This is a genomic window from Thalassotalea crassostreae (assembly GCF_001831495.1).
Lineage (GTDB): Bacteria > Pseudomonadota > Gammaproteobacteria > Enterobacterales > Alteromonadaceae > Thalassotalea_A > Thalassotalea_A crassostreae.
This window is the reverse complement of the sequence record NZ_CP017689.1, coordinates 1573562-1598373: the sequence shown is the minus strand read 5'-3', so window position 1 is coordinate 1598373 and position 24812 is coordinate 1573562. Positions and strand designations below refer to the sequence as shown.

The following is a 24812-nucleotide window of genomic DNA, read 5'->3' as shown; positions in this document are numbered from 1 at the left end:
TAGGTGGTTCGCTTATTTAGTTGGCCATGAGTCAACAGGTTTATAATTAGGGTCGCTATAATCTGCCCCACTATGACTCTTTTCTGCTGATTTTAGAAACTGCTTAAGCTGCTTTATCATTGCTGAAGCTCGTTCTGGATGCTTAGCAATAATATCGGTCGTTTCAGCTCTGTCATCGCTCATATTGTATAATTCAGCATTATCGGACTTCTTACCGACAGACATCACTAGTTTATAGTCTCCATCAATCAAAGTTGCTGAATTGCGATGACGAAATGGAATCGGTTTACTTCGTTTGAAGTTAGTATCTTGGCCGCTTAGTAAAGGTAATAAACTGACGCCATCAATTGGACGCTCGTCTGGCATATTGTAATTTACTAAATCAGCCATTGTAGGTAAGTAATCAAGTGTAGAGCTCTGCTGTGGCATTATTGTGCTCGGCTTTATCTTACCTGGCCACATAACAACCGTTGGCACTCTAACACCGCCTTCATACAATGAACGTTTACGACCACGTAAGCCATCAGTGACGCCGGCATATCTCTCCTTACCTTTTTTCACTTTATCAGTTTCAGCCGATGACGCTTTACCTTCTGGACCATTATCACTGGTAAAAGCAATCAGTGTATTATCAGCAACACCTAATCGTTCTAGCTCGCTACGAAGACGACCTATTTGCTGATCCATCTCAGTAATACTACCGTAATAGTGCGCAACACCATCTTTTACACCTTTATCCGTGTAAAACTTATGAAGTTCGGGGCTAGCTTCCACTGGGGCATGAGGCGCATTAAACCAGATAACAGTAAAGAATGGCTGTTTATTAGCAACTGCTGATTCCATAAATGGTAGTGCTTGGTCCATGACAATGCGGCCTGCTCCACCTTTATACTGGGCATCATCCATATCAACTGCAACGCCATTTATATAAAATGGATTTTTGCCTTTCTTTTTGCCTTTCGTTTTAGAGTTTGGATTAATATAAGTCGCAATTGACGACTCTACGACAAATGATTGGTCATAGCCATGCCAAGATGCAGGTGAATAGTTTTCCGCCGGTTTACGTTTAGCACCTTTAGAAGACTCTGTTTTGCTTAAAGTGCCTAGGTGCCATTTACCAAAATGCCCCGTTGTATAGCCTTTTTCTTTTAACACTTCAGCGATAGTTATTTCTTGCTTAGGTAAATGACCTATATTTGCGCTAAAAATACCATAGCGAAAATAATGGCGTCCCGTAAGGTAAGTGCCACGAGTAGGCGAACATACTGGCCCTCCGGCATGGAAGTTAGTCATGATCGCGCCATCTTTCGCTATTTGATCTAAGTTAGGGGTTTGAACAACTTTGTGGCCGGTAAAACCGGTATCACCATAACCTAAGTCATCCGCCATCATTAAGATAATGTTAGGGCGATTTTCATCCGCAGTTGAAATGGCTTTATCACTTGCAAAAGCTGCTGTACTAGTAACCACCGTCACCATTGTAAGTAGGCTTTTAAAACATTTATTTATATTCATTGTTTTTATTTCTTCGTCACTTTTGTAGGAGCTAAACATCATAGAGTCACTTGTTCCCCTAATAAGCTTTGCCATTTATTTTTCAGTTTTTCATCAATATCATCATTACTGGCTGGCGCATTGCCATTACTTCGCCCTTTAACAATATACTCTTTAAGTAATTTACTTAAATTTGCGACTACTTCAGGGTGTTGTTTATGAACACTCACTCGCTCCGAAGTATCATTTTTCATATTAAACAGCTGAATATTTTCAGCATTTTTAACCGGGCTATTTTTATCTTTCGGGTTTAAACGGCGTGTACCGCCCTTCTTATCCAATATTAATTTCCACTTGCCTTGGGCTATGGAATAGTAACCTGCGTCGGAATGATAAACGACACCTCGTTTACTATCATCTACGCTCTTTCCCTGTAATACAGGTAAAAAGCTAACACTGTCTTCGCCAGTATTATCAGCAAGTGACGTACCTGTAATGTCTGCAGCAGTTGCCATCATATCAACTAACGAGCCATGGTAATTAGTAGTGCTACCAGCTTTAACCGTATTTGGCCAGCGGACAATAAATGGTACTCTATGACCACCTTCATAAAGCGATCCCTTTAGGCCTCTATATTCCATACTTGAATAATGACCTTGAGCTTGCATTTTATCTAGCTTAGCTGCTGGCGAAGTGCCATTGTCTGAGGTAAAGACAACCATAGTATTATCGGTAATGCCCAATTTATCTAAGACATTTAATAAGCGACCAATTTCATAATCCATTTCCATGGTAAAGTCACCGTGATCTGATAAACCACTTTTACCGATAAAATCTTTGCTAGGAACAATTGGTGAATGAGGTGAATTCAACGGAATATAAACAAAGAAAGGTTTTTTACTGTCTGATTTTTGCTGCTGTTCTATCCAATCAATGGCTTTATTTATAAAGGTCGTTTGCACTTGGTCTTGTTTAAAATCCTTTGCCATCCACCCTGTTTTAGCACCGACTAAGCCAGCACCCTTAACCGATTTTTTGTCTTTTAAAAAAACAAGTTCCCCTTGTACTTTATCGTTCTCTATATACGCATGTGGTGACATATTTAATGAGGCTGAAATTCCATAATAATAATCAAAACCCACTGCATTAGGGCCATTTTTAATAGGCTTGCTTAAATCAGCATTTTCACCATAACCTTTATGAATTTTCTTACCATCACTACTAGCCATATCCATGCCTAAGTGCCACTTGCCTGTCACAGCAGTAGCGTAACCTTGCTTCTTAAGTAATGATGGAACCGTTTCTCGAATCGTTGGTATAAGATGCTGGCTGTAACCGCCATAGACACCATTTTTTAAAGTGGTTCGCCACGCATAGCGCCCAGTCAAAACACCATAGCGAGTTGGTGTACAAACACTAGAATTTGAATGGACATTGGTAAAAGTCATTCCTTCTTCGGCCAAACGCTTTAAGTTAGGCGTAGGTATTTTACTGTTTGAATTATAAGCCGTCGTATCACCTTGTCCCATGTCATCGGCAAGAATATAAATAATATTAGGTTGCTGCTTAGCCGTTATTTCCGTTGCATTTAAAGGGGCTAGGATGACACTTAAGCCAGTTAAAGCAGTTAATAATATTGCTTTAAAATAAATTTTATTTATCTTCTCTATTTGCTTAGATAGATTCACACTATTACCTTTAATATTTTTAATATATTCATGAGTTCATCAAACAAACTACAAAGTGACTTTTTACTATAATATTCACAATAAGTTATTAAGCATTTATCGTCAATAAAAAGCGGTATGCTTTACATACCCTTTACAATTTTTAGTTCACTGATAAATACGACCGGCAAAAAAAATGGATAAACCACGTTTCATCATGATTTAACCATTTATAAAAGAGCTTTAACCGCTACACCAGCTCAAAATTTATGACTAGTTATCAGTATATGTTTCATCATAACGTTTATAATCTCGATGATTATAAAGGTGTTTTTCTTTAACAGCTGGTTTAGCTAAACTCTTTAATACTTTTTTACCTGTTTTAGTTTTCCAATGTGGATGCTCTTTGGTTATTGCCGGTAGTTGTGCCATAAATGAGTCAAACTTGGCACGGGCTTTTGCATGTTCAGGATTTCCATCGGCCAATATATAGCCATGACCAAAACGATTATCAGCGGTATAATAAAAACGTCCATTTGGCATGCCCATCACAGGATTAACCACTTCAAGCATATAGTTTTTAGTACGAAATAGTTGCGAAGTAGCGGCATAACCATAAATCCAATCACGGTGCTCGTCGGTTTTTCCAGTATAAAAATTTTTCAGGCTTTTACCGTCAAATTTATGTCCTTCAGGTACATGGTCCCAAGCTTGGGCTAAGTCAATTAACGTCGGGGTAATATCTGATAGGTCAGTTAATTCATCGGTAGCACCACGTTTTATAACCCCTGCGCCAGCGGCAATATGAACAACATGTGAGCCTCTTTCAACGCCACGGGTTTTAGCCGTAACCGCAGTACCATTATCAGAGGTAAAAATAATAATAGTATTATCACTAATGCCTAATGACTCTACTTTAGCGACTACTTCACCAACTTTTAAATCTAAATATTCGATCAGTGATTTAAAACGCACTTCGTCTTCGTTTTTCTCATCACCTTCTTCTGCAGCTAAACTCCCTTGCTTGCCCCGTAATGGGTTGGTAGGCATTCCGGTTCGAGTTCCATGTGGTGCAACCGTTGGCCAATAGGCTAAAAACGGCTTATTCGCTTTCACGTTTTTTTCCATAAACTCCATTATAAAGTCAGCTTCAATATCTAAGCTGTAATCGGAAGGTTTAGTCGCCATTAACTTGCCATTTTTTACAAAGCCAGGGTGCCAATAACGTGATGTGGTTTTATGATCTTCCATTAAACCTGTAAATTTAGGTGACCCAGCTAAAGCGGCAATGTATTTCGAACTTTCCCACAGCGCATACTCATCAAAGGCAAGCACATCCTCATAGGGCATTTGTACTCCAGCATGCCATTTGCCGGTAATCGCAGTTGCATAACCTGCATCTTTAAGCATCTTACTAAAAGGAATGTTATCGGAATATACATTGTGACGAGAATCTCCCATCCAAATCTCATTAACGTATACACCAGTAGTGTTAGCATAACGCCCGGTCATGATTTCCACGCGACTTGATGCGCACTTGGCCGTGGCATACGCCGTTTTAAACATAACGCCTTTTGCGGCCAACTTATCAATATTTGGGGTGCTTGCTGCTCCCTCTTGGCCAAATGCACTAAACATATCTGGACTAACATCGTCGGCCAAGATCAATACTATGTTAGGTCGAGTTTGTGCTGCTTGTGTAAGCATACTAGTGATAAATATGGCCATAGCCAATGAGGTCTTGAGAAAACTCATTTTATTTCCTATCGTCTTTTCATTATTATTCAGCGTTAATGAATAACACCCGAGTGTATTTTTACTATAATATACAACACAAAATAAAAACAAGTACAGTAGTATTTACACAACTTTACAACAGTTTTGCTTTTATACTTAAGTCATTCCGATTAAAGTTATATGACTACTGTAGTGCCAAAGAGCCGCAACCCAAGCAAAAATAAAATAAGAGTACCCAAATGGAAATAGAAAACTCTTCCGAGCAGAACTTGATGACTAATATTGGCAGGCTTCGCGAAGAAATAAGCAAGGTAATTGTTGGTCAAGATGCATTAGTGCAACGATTGATTATCGCTTTAATGTGTCAAAGCCACGTTTTAATAGAAGGTATACCAGGTTTAGCTAAAACTTTAACCGTAAATACTTTAGCGCAGGCACTAGGTCTAGATTTTAGCCGCGTTCAATTTACACCAGATTTATTACCAGGTGATTTAACTGGTACACAAATTTATAACCCAAGTAGTGGCGAGTTTGACACTCAAAAAGGACCTATTTTTGCAAATATCGTATTGGCAGATGAAATCAATCGCTCCCCCGCTAAAGTACAATCTGCATTACTTGAGGCTATGCAAGAAAAACAAGTTACCTTAGGCAAAACCATTCACCCACTGCCGCAACCATTTTTGGTATTAGCAACACAAAATCCAATTGAACAAGAAGGTACTTACCCATTACCTGAAGCACAAGTAGATCGCTTTATGTTCAAATTAAAAGTGGATTATCCAGAGTTTGATGATGAACTTGAAGTATTGCGACGTATGTCAAAACCAAGCAAGAAGAAACCAACCGTTTCAGCGATATTATCGAGTGCTGATATAGAGCAACTATGCCAACTTATGAGTGATGTTTATCTTGATGCAACACTTGAAAAGTACATTTTGCATTTAGTTACAGCAACGAGACACCCCGAACAATACAATTTACCATTGTCAGACTTAATACGTTTTGGAGCATCTCCCCGTGCAACAATTAACTTAGCAATGGCAGCACGAGCCCTAGCGGTACTAGAAGGTCGAGATCATGTTCAACCTAGTGATATCCGATCATTGGTGCCTGACGTATTACGCCACCGTATTGCCCTTAGCTACAAGGCTCAAGCTCAACATATTAGCTCCGAGCAAATCATTGAACAGATACTTGCGCAAGTAGCCATTCCAAATGAATAACCAGAAGTTATTTTACAAAACCAATGATTGATCAATTTGAACAACGCTTGCAGCAATTACAGCTGTATTGTCGACACAAATCAACTCACTTGTTAAGCGGGCACTACCATAGTGCCTTTAAAGGGCAAGGCGTCGAGTTTGATGAAGTGCGTCCGTATGCTCTAGGTGATGACGTTCGAACTATTGACTGGAATGTTACGGCTCGAACCGGCGAAGTTCATATAAAGCGATTTCATGAAGAGCGTGAACTTAATCTTATTTTCATTGTAGACAACTCACCCTCTTTTAATTTTACTACAGATAAAACCTCCCGTTCATACGTTGCAGCACAGTTTTGCGGCTTACTTGGCAGCGCTGCTTTGGCCAATAATGACCGTATTGGTTTATTGCAATTTAGTCATAGTATTGACGAGTACTTGCCGCCTGCTAGAGGCAGAAGTCAATTAATGCGCTGCTTAAGCACACTGTTAATGCCAGCAAATGACACTGTCAAAACTAATATTAAACTAGCGCTCAAACATCTTAATGAACTTAGTCTTAAACGTTCAATTATCATTTTGATTTCTGACTTTTTCAGTGATGATAGCTACCAACAAGAATTAGCTATTTTAGCTCAACAACATGAATTACTTGCTATTGCAATTGACGACCCGAAAGAGCTCACATTACCGAAACGAGGCCTGTTTCAATTTTCCGATAGTGAAAATAAACAGCAAAAGACTATCGATTGTAATAACGATAATGTTCGCCAAACATTTAACGAACAAATGCAACAAAGGATTAAACAACGCGATCTGCAATTTTCTCAAAGTGGTGTCGACTTGTTGTCTCATACGCTCGTTGATGATCCTGTTGCCACATTGTTAGAGTTTTTTGAAACAAGAAGATTAAGAACCGAGGGTGAAACGGGTGGTTAAAACACTATTATTATCTGCTTATGTTGCTATCACTTTCGTTGTCAACGCCTACTTCATTAGCGTCGCAAACGCCAAGGTCAGTGAATCTCCCCACTTAAAGGCGACAATGACAGTCCTACAAAAGCAATTGACGCCAGGTCAACAAACGAGTATTGAGATAGATATTGAGTACCGAGATGGTGTTGATATTTACTTTGAACCAAGCCAATTTGATTGGCAGCCTTTTACCCTGATTGAACATAAAAAAAGTCTGCCTTATCTATTAACAAGTGAAAACTCAAAAACAGCTCTTGCATGGAAAGTTACCTATAATATAGAGCTTATTGCACCAATCTCTGGTATTTATAATTTTGAGAATATGCTTATCCAAAGCTATTTAGGCAACCAGCACAGTAGTCAATTAATTGTCTCACCAGAGATAGAAGTTTCTTCAAGCTTTGATTCTACTGATAACATGAATGACTTCAATACGTCAGCTAAACCGTCTATTAAACCAAGACTGCAGGGGCTTGAACCTTTCCATCAGTTAGAGGAAGTCAATAGCGACAAGCCAGTATTGGTGGCCTTAGCGTTAGCCTTGATGGCTATAGGTATTACTTTTATAGCATTTCGCATGCAACAGAAAATAGTGGCACAAAAAGATCATAAAACATTAATAAGTAGCAATTTGACTTCGCCCCAAATACTTATCGACAATGCCAATAATGATGACAATTACGACTGGAAAATGCTCCAACAATGCATACAAGATCACCTTGGTTTCGATCCATTGTCAGTAGAAATAAAAGTGCAAAATTTGGCGTTGAGTAAAGAGTTTACTTCCGCTCGATTTAGCAACAACAATAAACAAAAATATATCGAGTTATGTGAACTGTGCCTAAATATTAAAAACAAAGATGTTAGGGATACTAACAATGCCTAATTTCGAATATCCTGCGTTACTTTGGTTATTAATACTCATACCTATATTTTGCTTAAGAAACTTTAAAGAGAATTCAAAAGTCAGCAGCAAACATCAGTACTCAAATACTGAATTGCTAACAAGCTTGCCGAAAAGCTCTCGAGAAAAGTTTTTATCGTTCGTTCCTTGGCTGCATATATTTGCTTTAACAGGGATGATTATTGCAATGGCGCAGCCGTTTGTTAAAAAGCAACGACTATCGGAGCAATCACAAGGGATCGCAATTTCTATGGTTGTTGATATATCCACCTCGATGGATTTTTATATGGAAATCGATGGCGATAAAAAGCCGCGAATGGAAGTTGCCAAGAAAGCACTAATGCAGTTTGTACTTGGCGATAATGACAAATTAACAGGACGACCTAACGATCTTATTTCGGTGATCACCTTTGCCCGTTACCCTGACACACTAGTGCCTCTTACCAATGCTCATGACGCATTAGTGGATATGACCAACGCAATTACGACTTCGACAAGACCAAATGAAGACGGCACCGCATTTGGCGATGCTACTGCCCTTGCTGCTGCACAATTAAACCATTATGAAACCTCGTTAGGGCTAGAAAATGACACGATAAAAAGTAAAGTGATCATATTACTTACTGATGGCGAAAATAACAGTGGCAGTTATGACCCATTAATGGCTGCGGCCATGGCAGAGCAATGGGGAATAAAGATTTATACCATCAGTATTGGTGATAATGACACAAGCAGCCTTGTTAATGATGAAGGTAAAACAATTCAGTTTCAGCAAACGATTGTATCCACCGATTGGACATTGCAGGCAATGGCACAAAGCACCGGCGGTGTTTTCCAAAAAGCGCACAACTTTGAATCACTTCACAAAATTTATCAATCAATTAATGAACTAGAAACGTCTAGCCTTCAGCGGGTTATTTTTGAAGACAAACAGGCCGTTTTTCACTGGCCTGTATTACTATCATTATTATTCATTTTCTTAGCGAATATTGCCAACGCAACATGGCTAAGGAAACAAACATGAGTTATTTTACATTTCTTCAGCCGCACTGGCTGTGGCTATTATTATTGCTGCCTTGTTGGCTTTTGATTAATCGTTTTCACCAACAGCAAAGTGTCCTCGATTTAAAAAGTTTTAGCGCCGTAGACATTAGCCAACAGAGGCTTTATCTTCAACCAACGTTAATGTTGATTACCATCTCTATGCTTGTATTGGCATTAGCAAGACCGGGGTGGGATCCACAGCCTCAAGGTGGTGAAAGTAAAGGCCGAGATTTGGTATTTGTACTTGATGTTTCCCGTTCAATGTTAGCAAACGATGCAAGGCCTAATCGACTTGAAGTCGCACGGCAGGCAATTCAAAATACAATTAACGCCAGTAAAGCCGACCGTTTTGGTTTGGTGGTTTTTGCCGGCTCTACTTCTATCCAGTCGCCATTAACCAATGACAAGACATTTTTTAACTTCTTACTTCAACAGGTCAATACTGACACTGTTGCACAAGGTGGTACTCGCATAGAAGATGCCCTCTTTAAAGTACTCGATAAGATGAGTGAGAAAAATCAATCTAGCGCAATGGATATTATCTTAATAAGTGACGGTGAAGATTTAGGCAGCCAACCACAACGAGCACTAACTAAACTCAATGAACTGGGAGCCCGCCTTATTGTCATCGGTTTAGGTGATAGTGAGTTTGGTGCTCGCATCCCTACTCGAGATGGCAACGGATGGCAGTTCTATCAAGGTAGTGAAGTATGGAGTCGCATGCACACTGATAATTTACGAAATTTAGCTGAAGGTGCCGAACAAGGAATGTTTATACCGGTGGCCACTGCAACATTTGATTTAGTTAAGATTATTGAAAAACTAAAGCAAGTTTGGCCAAGTAAAGAACAAACTAAAGGCCAAGTTCTAACCTACCAACAGGGCTACCCTTATTGTTTATTTATCGCATTATTAGCACAAATTATATGTTGGTTACGAGGTACAAAATTTTGGCTAACCGGATTAGTCTTACTATCTTTTAATAGTCAGGCTTTACCTAACCAAGCAAATACCAGCGAGATAGCTGCGATAGAACACTTTATCGATACATCACAAGAATATTTAGCAACACTTAAAATAAACGAACAATTTGCTTTTGCCCGTTCGTTATTTGATAAAACTCCTGAGCGTGCTGCAGAAGTTTACCGCTATATAGCCAATCACACGAACAAATCAAACGTTGTAATAACCGCCAACTATAACTTAGCGACAAGTCTCATTAATCATGCTGAAGATTTGACTCAGCAACTCGATAGTTATTTGAATACGGAGGAAGAAGTTTTTGACGAGTACGATGATAGCTCTTATGAAAATCGTCTTGATGGTTATATGGACGATGAAGAATACATCGATCCTGAAATCTATTACTCGCAAGCTGCCGACCTTTTGAGAGGAATATTACTGTATGAGCCGAATCATAAGGCCAGTCAGCAAAACTTAGAATGGTTAGTGATGCGACAAATCGAGGAAGATAACAACAGTGACGAACAACAAACTCAAGATCAACAATCTGATCAAGAGCAAGAAAGTAAAAAGCAACAAGAGTCTGAATCAAAAGACAATGAGCAACAAAATGATGAACAAACTAATGAATCAGAACAAAGTAAAGAGCAACAGTCCAAGCAGAGTGACAGTAGCAGTGTAGCGCTCGAAAATGTTGAGCTACCACCGCCAAACGCAACAGCCGAAGAAATACTTAAACAAGCTGAGCAACGGAACTTAACTGAACGTGCACCGCATAATAAAAAACAAACGAAAGTCGATCGTGACTGGTAAGGCAAAAGATACATGCAACATTTTAATCAATTACATTTATTGTTATCACGTATAAACGTTAATCGTCTTTGCTTTTCATTGCCTTGCGTTTACATTGTGTTATTTGCCTTAATGCTCTGTACGATTGGCAACGTTATCGCTTCGCCTTTAGCTGCCAATACTAAAGTTAATGCTAAGGAAAGTACTGGAATAGATAATGAAACTGATTGGCAGTTATACTTACAAGCCCCAAAACAAAAGTTATGGCAAGGTCAAAGCAGTCAATGGCTGTTAATTTCACTAAATCCACCGAGTTCGAAACCACAGTTAAAGCTGCCTCAATCATCTGATTTTGAAATGGTTCAAAGTTCTCCTATTGCTATTAACCAAGATAACCAAACCGGTTGGGCTTACCCAATTAACATCACAGCAAATAAAGCAGAAACATTAACGATTCCTGCTATTACATTGAGCTACCCTAACCAGTCATTATCAACACCGATAAAAAAGGTAAATGTTAATGCAGCAAAACTTACAAACAAAATAAAGCTTGAGGTAACCAGCAACAAGCAAGATATTTATCTTGGCCAAAGTATTCGCCTAACGACGTCAGTTACCCTTGACTATCCAGTTGCCGCACTCGTTGCGGTTAATTTACGACTACCCGCATTGGTCGATGAAGATTTAGTTGTTACTCAGCCTTGGGATAAAGCCGACGACAAAGACAACAAGAGTATTGGCTTACCAGTTAATGGTCAAAGACAAATTGCAAAATGGCAATCGTTAGAAGGTAACAAAGTAAAAATACAATTTACCACGATTATTAAGCCGAAAGTTGCAGGCACTTATTCTTTAGCACCTGCCACTTTATATGCAAATGTAATAGATCATTTACTGCTTAAGCCTAAGAAGAAATTTAAAGGCACTCAATACGTAGCTTATTACAACAATAATTTTTTCGAAGAAATTGATAGTAATAAAAATTCTCATCGAGTTTTTACCAGCAGTGAGCCGTTATCTCTAAATGTAAAAGCATTACCAAACAATGCACCTAGTAATTTTTCAGGCATTATTGGCCGCCCAATTATTGAAGCAAGCGCAGCGCCAACAAGTGTAATGCAAGGTGAACCATTGAATTACTTACTTAATATCATTCACCCTGATATTGAAACGTTTGATCTACCGCCGCTGTCAAAAATCCCAAGCTTTACACAATCATTTAACTTACCTGGTGACGCAAGCACTTTGCTGACTAAAACAGGTACATTGACGGTAAACCAAAGTTTATTCCCTCGCCGCCCCGATATACAAGTCATACCGGAATTTACACTAACTTACTTTGAGCCTAAAACAGGTATTTTTAGAGACGTTGTGATCAATAATGTTCCTATTCAAGTAACTGAGAATAGTCGCTTTACATTTTCAGACATTGAAACGAATGATGGTGTTTCATTAAAAAATAAAATTATTGTTGATGAGCAAGGGATTTGGGCGTTACGCTGGCAAAAATCCTCAGAAAATAACGGTTTCAATAATAGCAAACCACTATTAGAACAAACTTGGTTTATATTGGTTTTATTATTATTACCTCCAGTTGTCGCACTCATAATGATGTTAAGGCCGATGCGAAATCGTCTAAATCAACGCAGAGCTCTACAACCAGCTTATCAACTTAAAAAAGGTTTAACACAAGCTAAAACCATAAAAAGTTGTGATGCACTGTTACTCCTTAGCCGTTATTGTGAGCAACGTTTTGCGTTACCTCCATCTCAATTTGATGCAAACAATGTTAAACGCTCCATTACCTTATGTTTAGACAGTGGTTCTAGAAGCGCTAACATTCAGAGCAATAGCGAAAGTAAATCGATAATTGAAAGCTTAACCGCATGGATAGAAGATTATCAACAACGATACGGCGAAGTTTCAACACCAGCAACACAACAACAAAATACCCAATTACTCGATATTATTGAGCTTTTGGAAGGAATTTTACCCCCTTATATTGCTCAAAGTGTTGCACCAACTGCGGAATCACAGCAAATAAGAAAAACACCATCAATTAGTAACTCGCTAATCGTATTATTAGTGTTCAGCCTTACTTTTTTAGGTCATGACAATCAAGCTATCGCAGATGACATGGGTTCAGCTGACTCCGTCAAAAAAATCAATATTGAAGAATTACATCAAGACCATCAGCGAGCCTTACAACTCGATATTGATTCTCCTCATAAAGGCAATCTGGCCCATGCCAAAATAGCGCAACAGCTCAGCACATTTATTGGCGATGAGTCATTAAACCAGACTAGCTTAATGTATGATATTGGTACAAGTTGGTTTCAAGCAAGTCGTTATGGTCAAAGTATACTTTGGCTGCGTCGTGCAGAAAATCAAGCGCTAAACGATGAGATTATATCTCACAATTTAAATCAAGCTCGATTAAAGCGACTTGACCAACTGCCTAACGATTTTGCTCCTCCTTGGTTGAGCAAACTGCATAGCATGACAAATCACCCGCTATGGCTGGCCTGTTGTTGGTTTACTTATTGTTTCGCCTGGCTATTAATCTGGCGTCGATTGAGCAATGAAAATAATATTGTTAACGCAAAACACATACAACTAGCGGTATTATTATTGTCGATTGCTATATTGAGCCAGGTAGCTCGTTTCAATTTCAAACCTGAGCAAAGTACTGCCGTGGTTACGAGCCAAGAAATCACCAGTAGAAAAGGTCCAGGTCTTATTTTTGCGCCAGCGTTCACTACGCCACTGCATGCAGGTACGGAACTGAGAATATTAAAAACGGATGGATTGTGGAGCGAAGTGAAGTTAACAAATGGCGCTATCTGTTGGCTACCAAATAGAGCGTATACGAAAATATAACGAGACTAACTTAACCAGCAAGCTTTATTCTCCCGCTTAAAGCTTGCTGTTTTGTTGCTACGTATATCAACCTATTTGGATTGTTAAGGCGTAATAGCATAAATAGCTTTCAAACTGCGCTGATATAACATGCCATTTGCGTACGCCATCGAACTTAACGAATAGGTTTCACTTTTATTGCCTAAATCATTCACAGCAATCAGTGCTTTTTCGTTAAAAGGCACGTTAGTATCAACAACATAGGTTAAACCATGAGCATTGGTAAAATAAATATTATTATTAACAACGATAGGAGACGCAAGAAACGCTTTTTGGGTACCATCACCTTGCGAACGTGACTCTGTATTATGTCTTTGACCACGAGAATTTAGCTGGTCTGTCTTATGTGTTTTTTTCCAAATAAAATTAGTCAAACTGTCATTTGTATTGCTTACTTCTGTTGGGATTTCTAGTTGTAAATGTTCGCCTGTTGCTAAATTCAAATAACCAATAAAAGGCTCATAGCGTACTAAGTAATACAGTGCGTCATCAATCAGCACAAGCGTATATGGTTGCCTCTCAAAACCGAGCATTTCCTGTTGTTGTAATTGATGGGTTTTAGTTTGCTCATTGTAAATATAGCGAGATACTTTACTCAAATCGTAGGTTTGCTGTGTTTTTCCTGTGCGTGAATCAATACTGAATAACTTTTGCTTTGTTTTACCTGCAATCCATATCGCTCTATCTTCATTCCAAATTTGAATATCTGTCGCCCCCCAAGGTTCTAATTTCCCTAAAGCTTCTGAGCTTGGCTGCCAATTCCAAAGCGTTTTTCCAGTTAAGTCTATTAAGCTTAATCCGGGTTCTTTTTCAGGGACTCCATGCGGTCCACCTCGACCTATAAGGAGTGCTTCTTTTCCTGATGCAGTTGTTCCTAACATTGGCGTATTATAATGAGTTAAAGCCTCTGTGCTTACCCATTTAGTCTCACCGCTGTATTTATCAATCGCGTGAATATAGTTCCATTGTGCATTTCGATTTTGATCATTCTCTAATGGCGGCTGCACATTAAACAGAAAGTCTTCCGATACTAAGGTATCGTATTGTTTGTTAAATGGTCTGCCAGTTGACGGCATCCAATGTTTTGACCACAACTGTTCACCTGACATGCTAAAACTCGCCATGGCGCCTGTCGCATTTACAACCCAGACCTGCTCACCATCGGTAACAGGTGTTGGCGACGTTGCATCACTGAACGCATAGTTGTACATGGTATCAATAACGCCAGAAATAGTTCGTTGCCACTTTATTTGACCGTCGACTGCATTGGCACAATACAACACGATATCTTTACCCATACCTTTCGCAGCTAATTGTTTTTTAGCTGCGATATAGTGTTTAAGTGATGCTGTAATTTGTGGATTTTGCTGATGAATATAATCATCATAAGCCTTTTGAGCTGCCGCTACCGCTTTTGCTTTAGGGCTTTCTCTGGTAATTTTTTTGACGGCACGTTTTAACCTTATATCGGAGAGTTGTTTTAATTTCGTTTGCTTATAGTTTAATAAAAATTTTGACCAGATTTCTTCACTTGTAGCCACATTAACTACTAGCTTTTTGTATTTAGGATCATCTACCAGAGTTTTTATAACATTGTCGTAGTCTGATTGGTATGCCGATTGAGTTTGTTTGAGATCAGCTTCAAGTTGTTCAAGTTTAGGTGTATCAAGTGGCTTATTGGTGGTAAAAAACACATTATCTCCCCAGACGCTAATACCACTTTGTCCACCCGCGGGTAATTCAGTTTGCCACAGAATATTTCTATTACTTCTGACCGACCACGTATAAGGCACCGACAGCTCTGTTGTTGTTTGCCCTGAAGTCTTTGGTCCTGAAAACATTGGCCACTGCGACTGTGCAGCTATTGCAGAATTCACTTCATTTCCTTTAACCGCGTCATTAACTTCACTTTGATTACATGCACTAACAATCATTGCCACAGCAATTACGGGTGCAACGCGTGCCTTTAGTTTAATTTTATTATTATTCATCGGCCTTTTCATACTAAAGAAATTATTATTTATAATGTACACCCATAATTTCAAAAAACAAGAAAAATACCTTTTTGCCACATTTCCCTCTCATTATTTTAATTAAAATGAACCTTTACACTCCTTTACATTAACCACCAACATCACATTTAACCCTTCTACATCATGAGTTAACAAGATTTATTGAAAATTAACAACTAACAAAACGATAAATTTTCATGATAAAAGGTTTTAATTGTTGCTCGGGTTTTATATGATGTTTTAAATATATAAAAATCATACCCATTATAAAAACGAATAAAGGTAATCAGATATGAACTCACAAGTAACGGCTGCTGACCCTAGCCAAATCGAATCATCTGAACAAGGTGCTAATACAAATAGTGCTAGTTCAGCAATAATTGATAAAGGCCTGCTCATCCCTTTTATTTTAATTACTGCTTGTTTTGCCTTATGGGGCGCAGCCAATAACATGACTGACTTATTGGTACCTGCATTCCAAAAAGTTCTGAGCATGAGTCAATTTGAATCTTCATTTATACAATCTGCTTTTTATGGGGCTTACTTTTGCATGGCGCTCCCCGCAGCTATTCTTATTCAAAAATACAGCTATAAAAAAGGTGTTTTAATTGGCTTAGGCATCTATGCCCTTGGCGCAGCACTTTGTTTTCCAGCTAGTCAAGCGATGAGCTTTTACTTTTTCTTACTGGCTTTTTATGTGTTTGCTGCCGGCTGTGCCATTTTGGAAACCGTTGCTGCACCTTATATTCTTTCAATGGGCCCAGAAGCGACAGCTACTCAACGTATCAACCTTGCTCAAGCATTTAACCCTATTGGCGTCCTTTTGGGCGTTTACTTAGGCAAAGAAGTTATCCTGAAAGGATTAAATAGTGCTTCAGAATCTGAACGAGCGGCGATGGCCGCGGATGAACTCGCTAAAATTCAAGGTATGGAACTTTCAAATGTTGTTACTGCTTACATTGTAGTAGGACTAGTTAGCCTATTGCTCGCTACGTTAATTTTCTTCAAGCGTTTTCCTGATGGTAAATCTGGCGATAAATTTGGTAGTCTTGGAGAGTCTTTCAAACGGTTAAAGAAAAACAGCAACTGGAAATTTTCCGTTGTTGCGCAGTTTTTTTATGTAGGTTGTCAAGTAGGCGTGTGGACCTATGCGGTGAAATACATAATGGTTAACTTAACCGGTGAAAATACTGAAGCTGAAGCAGCACAGTTTGTTTTCTATGGCCTGTGTGTTTATACCACCTTCCGTTTCCTTTGTACTTTCTTAATGACTTACATTAGACCATCACGCTTACTATCATTGATGGCAACGTTGGCCATTTGTTTCGTTAGTACCGCAGTATTTGTTGGTGGAGAAGTAGGTACTTATGCCCTATTAGCAAGTTTCTCATGCATGTCTTTAATGTTCCCTACTATATATGGCTTAGGACTTACCGGTGTTGGTGAAGATCGCAAGTTAGGTGGTTCGTTTATCATTATGGCAATTCTAGGCGGAGCTATCATAGTGCCATTCCAAGGTTGGATTATCGATCAAACGAATGTAAATACTAGCTATTTAGTTCCTTTAACCTGCTTTGCAATCGTATTAATTTATAGCCTATTTGCACATAAAAAAGAGGCGGCACTTGGTATCGATTAAACACTAATAGATATTATTGATTAATAAATAAAGCAATAAAAACTAGGTGCCTGAATCTATATTTATATTTTTTGCACCTACGTCATTTTAGTTTTAGCAGTGATTAACACTAGTAGTTTTTAAAGAAGTAATTAGCAGTAGAGAGAAATATGATCTTAACAAAAGTATCATTAAAAAAATTATGGGCAGGATTATTCCTTATCGCATTAGCAATTCTTTTTGCGGTGGTTGCAGCTCCGATTGATAATGAATCAGGTAGCGGTCTATTTAGGTTTCTAGGTCGTTTTCATGTACTAGTATTGCATTTTCCTGTGGTGTTGCTATTACTCGCCCCTAGTGTTGAGTTACTTTCTCTTAAAAAGAATTTCAAATCGTTAAAACCTATTATTCCTTTGCTTTGGTTAGTTGGCGCCATCAGTGCCATTATTACCGTAGCATTAGGTTTAATGTTAGCCGCAAACGAAGGATTTAGAGCCGAACAAGTCCAATCTCATCAGTTAGGTGGCATGAGCGTTGCTTTACTTGCTCTGTTTACTTTAGGCCTTCAAATAACTCGAGACCGCCTCAATAAATCATGGATAAGTTACACCTATACTGCGTCTAGTGCGGGTTTAGTTGTTCTTATTATGGCGGCTGCACATGCTGGGGGCAATTTAGTTCATGGTGATACGTATTTAACTCAGCATACACCGGAACCGATTAAGTCTATATTAGGTTTACATGAACAACCTGTTGTTACCGAAGTAGTTGATGACCCAGTCTTTAATCAACAAGTAAAACCGGTAATGCAGGAGTACTGTATTGGTTGTCACGGCCCAGATAAACAAAAAGGCAATGTTCGCTTCGATACTTTAAATCCAGATATGGTTAATGGTCATGACGCTGAACAATGGCATGCTGCATTAGATATGATCAACAGCGGAGAAATGCCTCCTGCAAAAGAACAACAGCTGAGTAATGAGCATAGACGTGTTGTTGTAGACTGGATGACAGATAATATTAAGTTAGCCTCGTCAGCTCGAAAATCTGCTCTGCAACACCCAATAAGACGTTTAACTAAACAGCAATATACAAATTCATTGCAAGATTTATTAGGCATTGAAATAGATTTCGGTAATATTTTACCCGATGATGGCAAGTCTGAAATGGGTTTTACCAATGATGGCGAAATCCTACAAATGACATCATTACACGGAGAATATTTTCAGAGCATCGCCAAACAAGCATTGTTAAAAGCGATCAACTTAGGTGATAAGCCAGAGGTATTTCACTACCGTATTAATTTCGGACAAAATATTAGTGATGGCAAATATACTACTGAACTTGACGGCTATAAAGAGGTGCCTCTTGATAACAAGCATTTCGATATCGAAATGCTTGATGAAAATGGCGAGGTTGTAGTCGCACAAAGCGAAGAAGAGAAAGCTAAATTTAACGCTCTTAAGAAGAGATTTAGCATCAGTTTACGAGGTTCATCCTATAATCGCTTTGATATGAGTAAGGAAGGTATTGTTCTGGCTTCTGCCCTACCTCATATAGAGAAACAACCATACTCTAGTATGGGGCCTTCACCCAATTTAAAGGTGCAAATTAAAGATTTATTACCAAAAGAAGGTTCGTTTCAAATGCGTGTTATCGCCAATAAAGGCGAATTATCCGCGTCTGGAAATGGCAAGTTACAAGGTCTGAAGAGTAATAAAACCCTCGCTAAGGTTAATGCCAGTACCCAAAGCGCAGTAGCAAATAAAGACAACATTATCGTTAACGCGTCGACGAGTAGCAAACTTATAAACCTAAAACAAAAAGGAAATTTTTGGTTACCAGAGAACGTAAAAACTAAAAAGTCAGTGGCGATATTAAAAGCTAATATTCCAGAAAATGCTTATTATCAGATTGACTTAGTTCACCCTGTAATCTCAGATGTGGATGTTAACCTACCAAGAAACCGACTTAAGTTGACCGTTGGTGGCAGAACCATAAAAACACAGCTTAATGTCGGCCCTAAAAACAGCCAAGTATCAGCATTAGCGTTAATTTACCTTAACAAAGGTAAGCAGAATATTAAGTTACAAGCGAACAACTTCGTTGGTTTTAACGATATTGTGCTAACCAAGGTGCCCAACAACGACAAGTTATTAGCTGCGGCGAAAAAAGCACAAGCCGTGAATGCACAAATATTTTCCGATGACGCTCCTTCAATACAACCTTTTGTTGGTACTCGATTAGATGATGGTATGGACTATCAAACATTTTCGACTTCAACAGAAGTAAGTCAAAACAATAAAAAAGCGACCAGCTATACGTTTACTGGTCGATTAGAAAATTTGCCAGTACCCACTTCCACAGATAAAAATGACCGACTATCTGGTATTGCATTAATAGGCTTGTGGAATAACTTTTTAGTTAAAGAAAGCGACCATATAGGCCCGCCATTGCAAGTTAAAGCAATTGAATTAGAAGCGCCCTACTTTGAGCAATGGCCAACTAAAAGCCATACAAATATTTTCTTCGAATCTCCAAATAAAGAAAATTTAGACGTTTACACTAAAGAAGTGATTAGTCAGTTTGCCGAGAAGGCTTTTCGCCGACCGCTAGACGGTTCAGAACTAGACTTATATCTTAATTTTTGGCAATCAATTAAAGGTGACTATTCTCAATACGAAGAAAGTGTTGTTGAAGTGATGGCAGCTATTCTTACCTCGCCTAACTTTCTTTATTTACCTGAAGAGCCTGTAGTCGATGATAGCCAAAGCACTAAACTACTTGCTAATTTCAGCCGTTTATTTGGCATTAGCTCTGCCAATGCTAGTAGTTATCAAGCAACACCTATTTCGGAATTCGCACTAGCCAATCGCTTATCATACTTTTTATGGAACTCTGCGCCTGATCAAACATTGTTAGACTTAGCAAAAACAGGACAATTGAGTGATCAATTATCAACACAAGTTGACCGAATGTTAGAAGATCCGAAAGTATGGCGTTTTATCCGCCCATTTGCGTTTGAATGGTTACGGGTAGACAGACATCAATCAATGAAAATGAACGTTGATCAGCATCCTAGATTTACCCGCTTTGTTAAGGCAGATATGGCTGAAGAAACCTATCAATTTATCCATCATGTACTTGTGGAAGATAAAACTATCTTCAATTTAGTTGATTCAGACTTTGCTATGCTTAATCAAAACCTTGCCGAGTATTATGGCGTAAATGATGTTAAAGGAAATGAATTTAGAGCGGTAGATATCTCTCCTGAACAACATCGTGGTGGTTTATTGTCGCAAGGAGCGTTTTTAGCAGGTCATTCAGACGGTGAGCAAGCCCACCCAGTTAAAAGAGCTGTTTGGTTTAAAGAAAAAATATTAGGTACACCGCCTCCGCCTCCACCACCTAATGTGCCGGCGTTAGACCCAGATACTCCAGGATTTGAAAAGCTAACCTTAAAGCAACAATTAGAAACTCATCGCAATAAAGAATCTTGTCGTGATTGTCATGCAATGATTGACCCATATGGCATCGCTTTTGAAAACTTTGATGCTGCAGGTATTTATCAAACGATGAATAAAGAACAACCCGTAGATGCTTTGTCAGTATTACCTGACGGTGTTGAAGTAAACGGTATTGATGATCTTAAAGCTTACGTAATTAAGCAAAAACCACAGTTATTTACCATGTCGCTAGTAAAACACCTTTATAGCTATAGTTTAGGTCGCGAAGTACGATTTAGTGATGAAGAAACGTTGCAGACATTAGTGAAAGAAGTTAAAGAAAATAATTATAGTATGCGCTCATTAATTAAGAGTATCGTTAATCACCCAACATTTAAGCAATTATAAGGAAGAAATTTAATGGCTATTAAATCGATAAAACTTAATCGTCGTACTTTCCTTAAAGGATTGGGAGTTACCTGTGCCCTGCCTTATTTAGAATGTATGGCGGGGACGTCAGCACAACCAAATTTAGCTGAGCAAACAGCAAAACGTTTATGTTATGTTTTTATCCCTAATGGTGTTTGTCTACCTCATGAGTCTGAAACAAAATATCAAAAATGGCATTGGTTCCCGAAAGAGCCTGGTGCTAACTACAAGCTAAACCAGTCACTTTCATCGTTAGCGCCATTTCGCGACAAAATGTCAATATTGGGCGGTTTAAGCCACCCTAAGAGCCGAAAATTAGTAGGTCATATGACGGCTGATACTTGGTTAACAGGTGGCGACATTGGCGGCAGTGCCTATAAAAACACTATTTCAGTTGATCAACTCGCAGCAAAATCTTTAAAAAAATATACTCGCTATCCAAACCTTGCTTTATCAAGTGATGGTGGTATTGGTTTTAAATCTAGAGTCGCGACTTTATCGTTTGATAACGCTGGTAAACCGATCCCAACTGAGCATCGTCACCGTCAAATTTTCGAACGTTATTTCTCGCCGACAGGCGGTGCAACGTCAACAGAACGCAGAAAATCTTTGCAGCAGAATCAAAAACTTGTTGATTTGATTCTGCAGGACTCTAAAAGATTGCAAGCTCGGTTAGGTGCGCAAGATAAACATAAAATGGATGAATATTTAACCTCGTTAAATAGTATGGAAGAACAAATTCAGCGTAGTGAGCAGTGGCTTGATATTCCAATGAAAGAGTTTAATGTTAAAGATCTAAACTTAGACGTTGATGCCGCAATAGATCCAGAAGCATATATACGTAGTACCTTTGATCTAATGGTATTAGGTTATCAAATAGATATGACACGTGTAGTGAGTTACATGATCGCACGAGAAGATGGTATGGGCTTTGGTGAAAACTTCCCTAAACTCGCCTTAGGCCTGAGCAAAGGCCACCATAAAATGACCCACGACAAATCCAAGGGTCATTGGGCTGAATGGGGAAGTTATGATGAATGGCTAACGAAACAATTTAGTTATTTTGTGCAACGCATGAGTGACACCCAAGACGAACATGGTTCGTTGCTTGATAACACGTTAATTTTATACGGCAGTGGCACAAGTAATACCCACAATGCTAGAAATTACCCACTTATATTAGCAGGTGGTAGTAACTTGGGTGTTAATCATGGTAGTTACCATGTATTTGATGAAAAAGAACCGATGTGCAACCTATTTGTCAGTATGCTCAACGCCGTTGATATACCCACTGAAAAATTCGGTGATAGCACGGGGCCTTTATCAGCCATTTTTAATCAAGCAACCTAACTGTAAATGCACAAACCTGTATTACTCATAGTTACTGTAAGCATACTAACCGCAAGTTGGTATGCTTTAAATTTAAGTAATAATAAGGTTAAGCAAAGCGTAACAGTTGCAATAGATGCAACAAACAAAAGCTGTAATGATTGCCATACTCCTTTGGGAATAAGTTACAGCCCATCTAATGGCTTACTCGCAGGTCAAGGTGATTTGTACCTAACAAAACAATTAACCGACTTTGCAAAAGGCGCCCGAAAAATTGATCACCTAAGTACGTCAATTCATAAATTAACTTCGCTGGATATTCAAAAATATAGCAAACAATATGCTTTGCAAAATAGATATTCAATGAGCAGTGAGGGCTCAAAAACTGGCAAGCAACTATACAATAGAGGTGACGATGAACGTCAAATACCTGCCTGTATGTCTTGCCATGTCATAAACGGGCATGGTATTAGTGATGCAACACTACCAGCACTAAGTGGTCAAAGCTTTGAGTATTTAGTCCGTCAATTAGAGCTTTTCAGAAGTAGTGTACGCAAAAATGATACAAACGATATGATGCGAAAAATTGCAGTTCGACTAACCGACGAAGACATAGAAGCCCTCGCCTTACATATTACCTCTCTTAAATAAATTACCTAACCGCATTGTTCGTTGAAAAGTATCACCCTATTAATTTTCTAATGATAATTAATAGGGCTTAAACGATGAATCGAGATTTATAGTAATTCTGGATAAGTCTCTTCTAACTTTAATTTATCACCCAATAGTACTTGCTCTTGGCGAAGAGAAGCGAATAATGACTTTATTTTGATTTTCATATCCGCTTTTTTAGCTAAATTATTAACCTCATTAGGGTCGTTAACTAAATCATAAAGCTCAATTGATTTCGCTTTTGGGTATAGCACTAATTTATAGTTATCTTGAATTATTGCACGCTGAGTATTTAAATATGCCCCGTAAATAGTGCTATAACTAGTCGCTTGCTTATCTGCAACTAATGGTAAAACACTCTTAAACTCTACGTTATCAAGCGCTGCCCCAGCAAGGTCAAGAGAGGTAGCCATCGCATCTTGTAAATAGATAGCCGCATTTCTTCGCTGCCCTTTTGGCATACCTTTACCGGCAATAAAGAATGGTGCGCGCATACTATGCTCATATAAATTTTGTTTGCCCAATAGACCGTGTTCGCCGATTGCTAAACCATGATCAGCAGTGAAGATTATCACAGTGTTTTGCATTTGTTTATTTGCTTCTAATTGCGCCAATATGCGGCCTATTTGACTGTCTAAATGGGTAATTGAAGCGTAGTACTCTTGACGATTTACCAACGTAGAATACTCGGTTCTTGGAAGTGGCCCTAAGTTTTCATCCCTTAGCATTTTTTTCTTTTTCGCTTTAGGCGATAACAGCCCCATATGTTCCATTAAAGGATGTTGCTCTTGATAGCTTGCAGGTAGATTAATATCTTTTAATGGATACATATCTACAAACTCCTTTGGCGCTTGCCTTGGATCATGCGGTGCGTTAAAAGAAACATACATAAAAAACGGCGTGTAAGATTGTTTTTTAGTGTTTAAAAAGCTAATAGCTTCGTCTGCTAAAGCCTCTGTCCAATGTTGCCCACCAGCCCAGAATCCGCCCATACTTTTATCAAAAGGACTCCAACTATCATTAATCTCATCAAACGTTCTTTCATAACGCTGTTTCGTTTGTTTTGGCATACCTGGTCGTATAGTACCAACTTCATCAAAACTTGCTTTTGCAGGTGCACTGACATGCCACTTACCACTAATGTATGTGTCATAACCGGCAGCCTCCATTCTTGTAGCCCAAAAGTTATCCATAATAGTTTGTTTTTTCTGCTGCAAAGCCGGTATTACTTCAGAATTTTTTTTGCTTTTTTTCGTCTTAAAAAGGTTATTAACTTCGTGGGCTCTCCACACTGAAAAACCAGAATTAAGCATAGTACGCGATGAAATACATACTGCACCTGTCCAGGCTCCCATATTATAAGCGCGATTAAATACCACCCCGTCATTGGCAAGCTTGTCCAAGTTGGGTGTTTTTACCACATCATGCCCCATAAACCCTGCGGTTTTGTAGCTCATATCATCGGCAAAAATAAATACTATGTTGGTTTTCTCTGCAAGTGCTAAAGAGCTTATTAAACTCATTGCTGCAAAAGCTAAAATTCGTAATATCATTGTTAATTCCTAATACAAGATAAATAATAAACATTGGGTAAAAATTTTTAATAC

General features: G+C 38.7%; 15 protein-coding genes. 10 read left to right on the top strand and 5 right to left on the bottom strand.

Going from position 1 to position 24812, the window contains the following annotated elements; genetic code table 11:
* Positions 1–12: 12 nt before the first annotated feature.
* The 3 genes from LT090_RS06855 to LT090_RS06845 all read right to left on the bottom strand — a co-directional run bounded on the left by LT090_RS06855 (position 13) and on the right by LT090_RS06845 (position 4916).
* Entirely contained in the window at positions 13–1515 is a 1503-nt protein-coding gene (locus LT090_RS06855) for a sulfatase-like hydrolase/transferase (protein WP_082897073.1), read from the bottom strand.
* 38 nt (positions 1516–1553) lie between these two features.
* The gene (locus LT090_RS06850; protein ID WP_226996530.1) at positions 1554–3182 is read right to left on the bottom strand and encodes a sulfatase family protein; all 1629 of its coding nucleotides are present in this window, start codon (positions 3180–3182) and stop codon (positions 1554–1556) included.
* Between the two features lie 252 nt (positions 3183–3434).
* Positions 3435–4916 (bottom strand): sulfatase-like hydrolase/transferase, encoded by a 1482-nt coding sequence (locus LT090_RS06845; protein WP_068545192.1) that lies wholly within the window; start codon positions 4914–4916, stop codon positions 3435–3437.
* Between the two features lie 221 nt (positions 4917–5137).
* Between LT090_RS06845 and LT090_RS06840 the strand changes: the two genes are divergently transcribed.
* Genes LT090_RS06840 through LT090_RS06815 form a run of 6 tightly spaced genes read left to right on the top strand, consistent with a single transcriptional unit; the run spans position 5138 to position 13660 of the window.
* Positions 5138–6124: an AAA family ATPase gene (locus LT090_RS06840; protein WP_068545191.1), complete on the top strand. Its 987-nt coding sequence runs from the start codon at positions 5138–5140 to the stop codon at positions 6122–6124.
* A gap of 23 nt (positions 6125–6147) precedes the next feature.
* Positions 6148–7041 carry a DUF58 domain-containing protein gene (locus LT090_RS06835; RefSeq protein ID WP_068545190.1) on the top strand — a complete coding sequence of 298 codons (894 nt, stop codon included), beginning with the start codon at positions 6148–6150 and terminating at the stop codon, positions 7039–7041.
* Positions 7034–7963: a hypothetical protein gene (locus LT090_RS06830; protein WP_068545189.1), complete on the top strand. Its 930-nt coding sequence runs from the start codon at positions 7034–7036 to the stop codon at positions 7961–7963. Before LT090_RS06835 ends, LT090_RS06830 begins: the two co-directional genes overlap by 8 nt.
* Entirely contained in the window at positions 7956–9005 is a 1050-nt protein-coding gene (locus tag LT090_RS06825) for a vWA domain-containing protein (RefSeq protein WP_068545188.1), read from the top strand. The genes LT090_RS06830 and LT090_RS06825 overlap by 8 nt, the downstream gene beginning before the upstream one ends.
* On the top strand, positions 9002–10801 hold the full coding sequence (locus LT090_RS06820) for a vWA domain-containing protein (RefSeq protein ID WP_068545187.1): 1800 nt from the start codon (positions 9002–9004) through the stop codon (positions 10799–10801). Before LT090_RS06825 ends, LT090_RS06820 begins: the two co-directional genes overlap by 4 nt.
* 12 nt (positions 10802–10813) lie before the next feature.
* Positions 10814–13660 (top strand): SH3 domain-containing protein, encoded by a 2847-nt coding sequence (locus tag LT090_RS06815; RefSeq protein WP_068545186.1) that lies wholly within the window; start codon positions 10814–10816, stop codon positions 13658–13660.
* Positions 13661–13743: 83 nt separating this feature from the next.
* Here the strand turns inward: LT090_RS06815 and LT090_RS06810 are convergent, their stop codons facing one another.
* On the bottom strand, positions 13744–15690 hold the full coding sequence (locus LT090_RS06810; RefSeq protein WP_082897063.1) for a PQQ-binding-like beta-propeller repeat protein: 1947 nt from the start codon (positions 15688–15690) through the stop codon (positions 13744–13746).
* A gap of 313 nt (positions 15691–16003) precedes the next feature.
* Here LT090_RS06810 and fucP point away from each other — a divergent pair, with 313 nt between their 5' ends.
* The 4 genes from fucP (at position 16004) to LT090_RS06790 (ending at position 23184) form a co-directional block, all read left to right on the top strand.
* Positions 16004–17350 (top strand): L-fucose:H+ symporter permease, encoded by a 1347-nt coding sequence (gene fucP / locus LT090_RS06805; RefSeq protein WP_082897062.1) that lies wholly within the window; start codon positions 16004–16006, stop codon positions 17348–17350.
* Between the two features lie 149 nt (positions 17351–17499).
* Positions 17500–21183 carry a DUF1592 domain-containing protein gene (locus tag LT090_RS06800; RefSeq protein ID WP_068545185.1) on the top strand — a complete coding sequence of 1228 codons (3684 nt, stop codon included), beginning with the start codon at positions 17500–17502 and terminating at the stop codon, positions 21181–21183.
* A 12-nt stretch (positions 21184–21195) separates the two neighbouring features.
* On the top strand, positions 21196–22554 hold the full coding sequence (locus LT090_RS06795; RefSeq protein ID WP_068545184.1) for a DUF1552 domain-containing protein: 1359 nt from the start codon (positions 21196–21198) through the stop codon (positions 22552–22554).
* Between the two features lie 6 nt (positions 22555–22560).
* Positions 22561–23184 carry a c-type cytochrome gene (locus tag LT090_RS06790; RefSeq protein WP_068545183.1) on the top strand — a complete coding sequence of 208 codons (624 nt, stop codon included), beginning with the start codon at positions 22561–22563 and terminating at the stop codon, positions 23182–23184.
* 86 nt (positions 23185–23270) lie between these two features.
* Here LT090_RS06790 and LT090_RS06785 read toward each other — a convergent pair whose 3' ends face one another.
* Complete coding sequence (locus LT090_RS06785) at positions 23271–24758, bottom strand: sulfatase family protein (RefSeq protein WP_068545182.1); 1488 nt, start codon at positions 24756–24758, stop codon at positions 23271–23273.
* Positions 24759–24812: the final 54 nt, after the last annotated feature.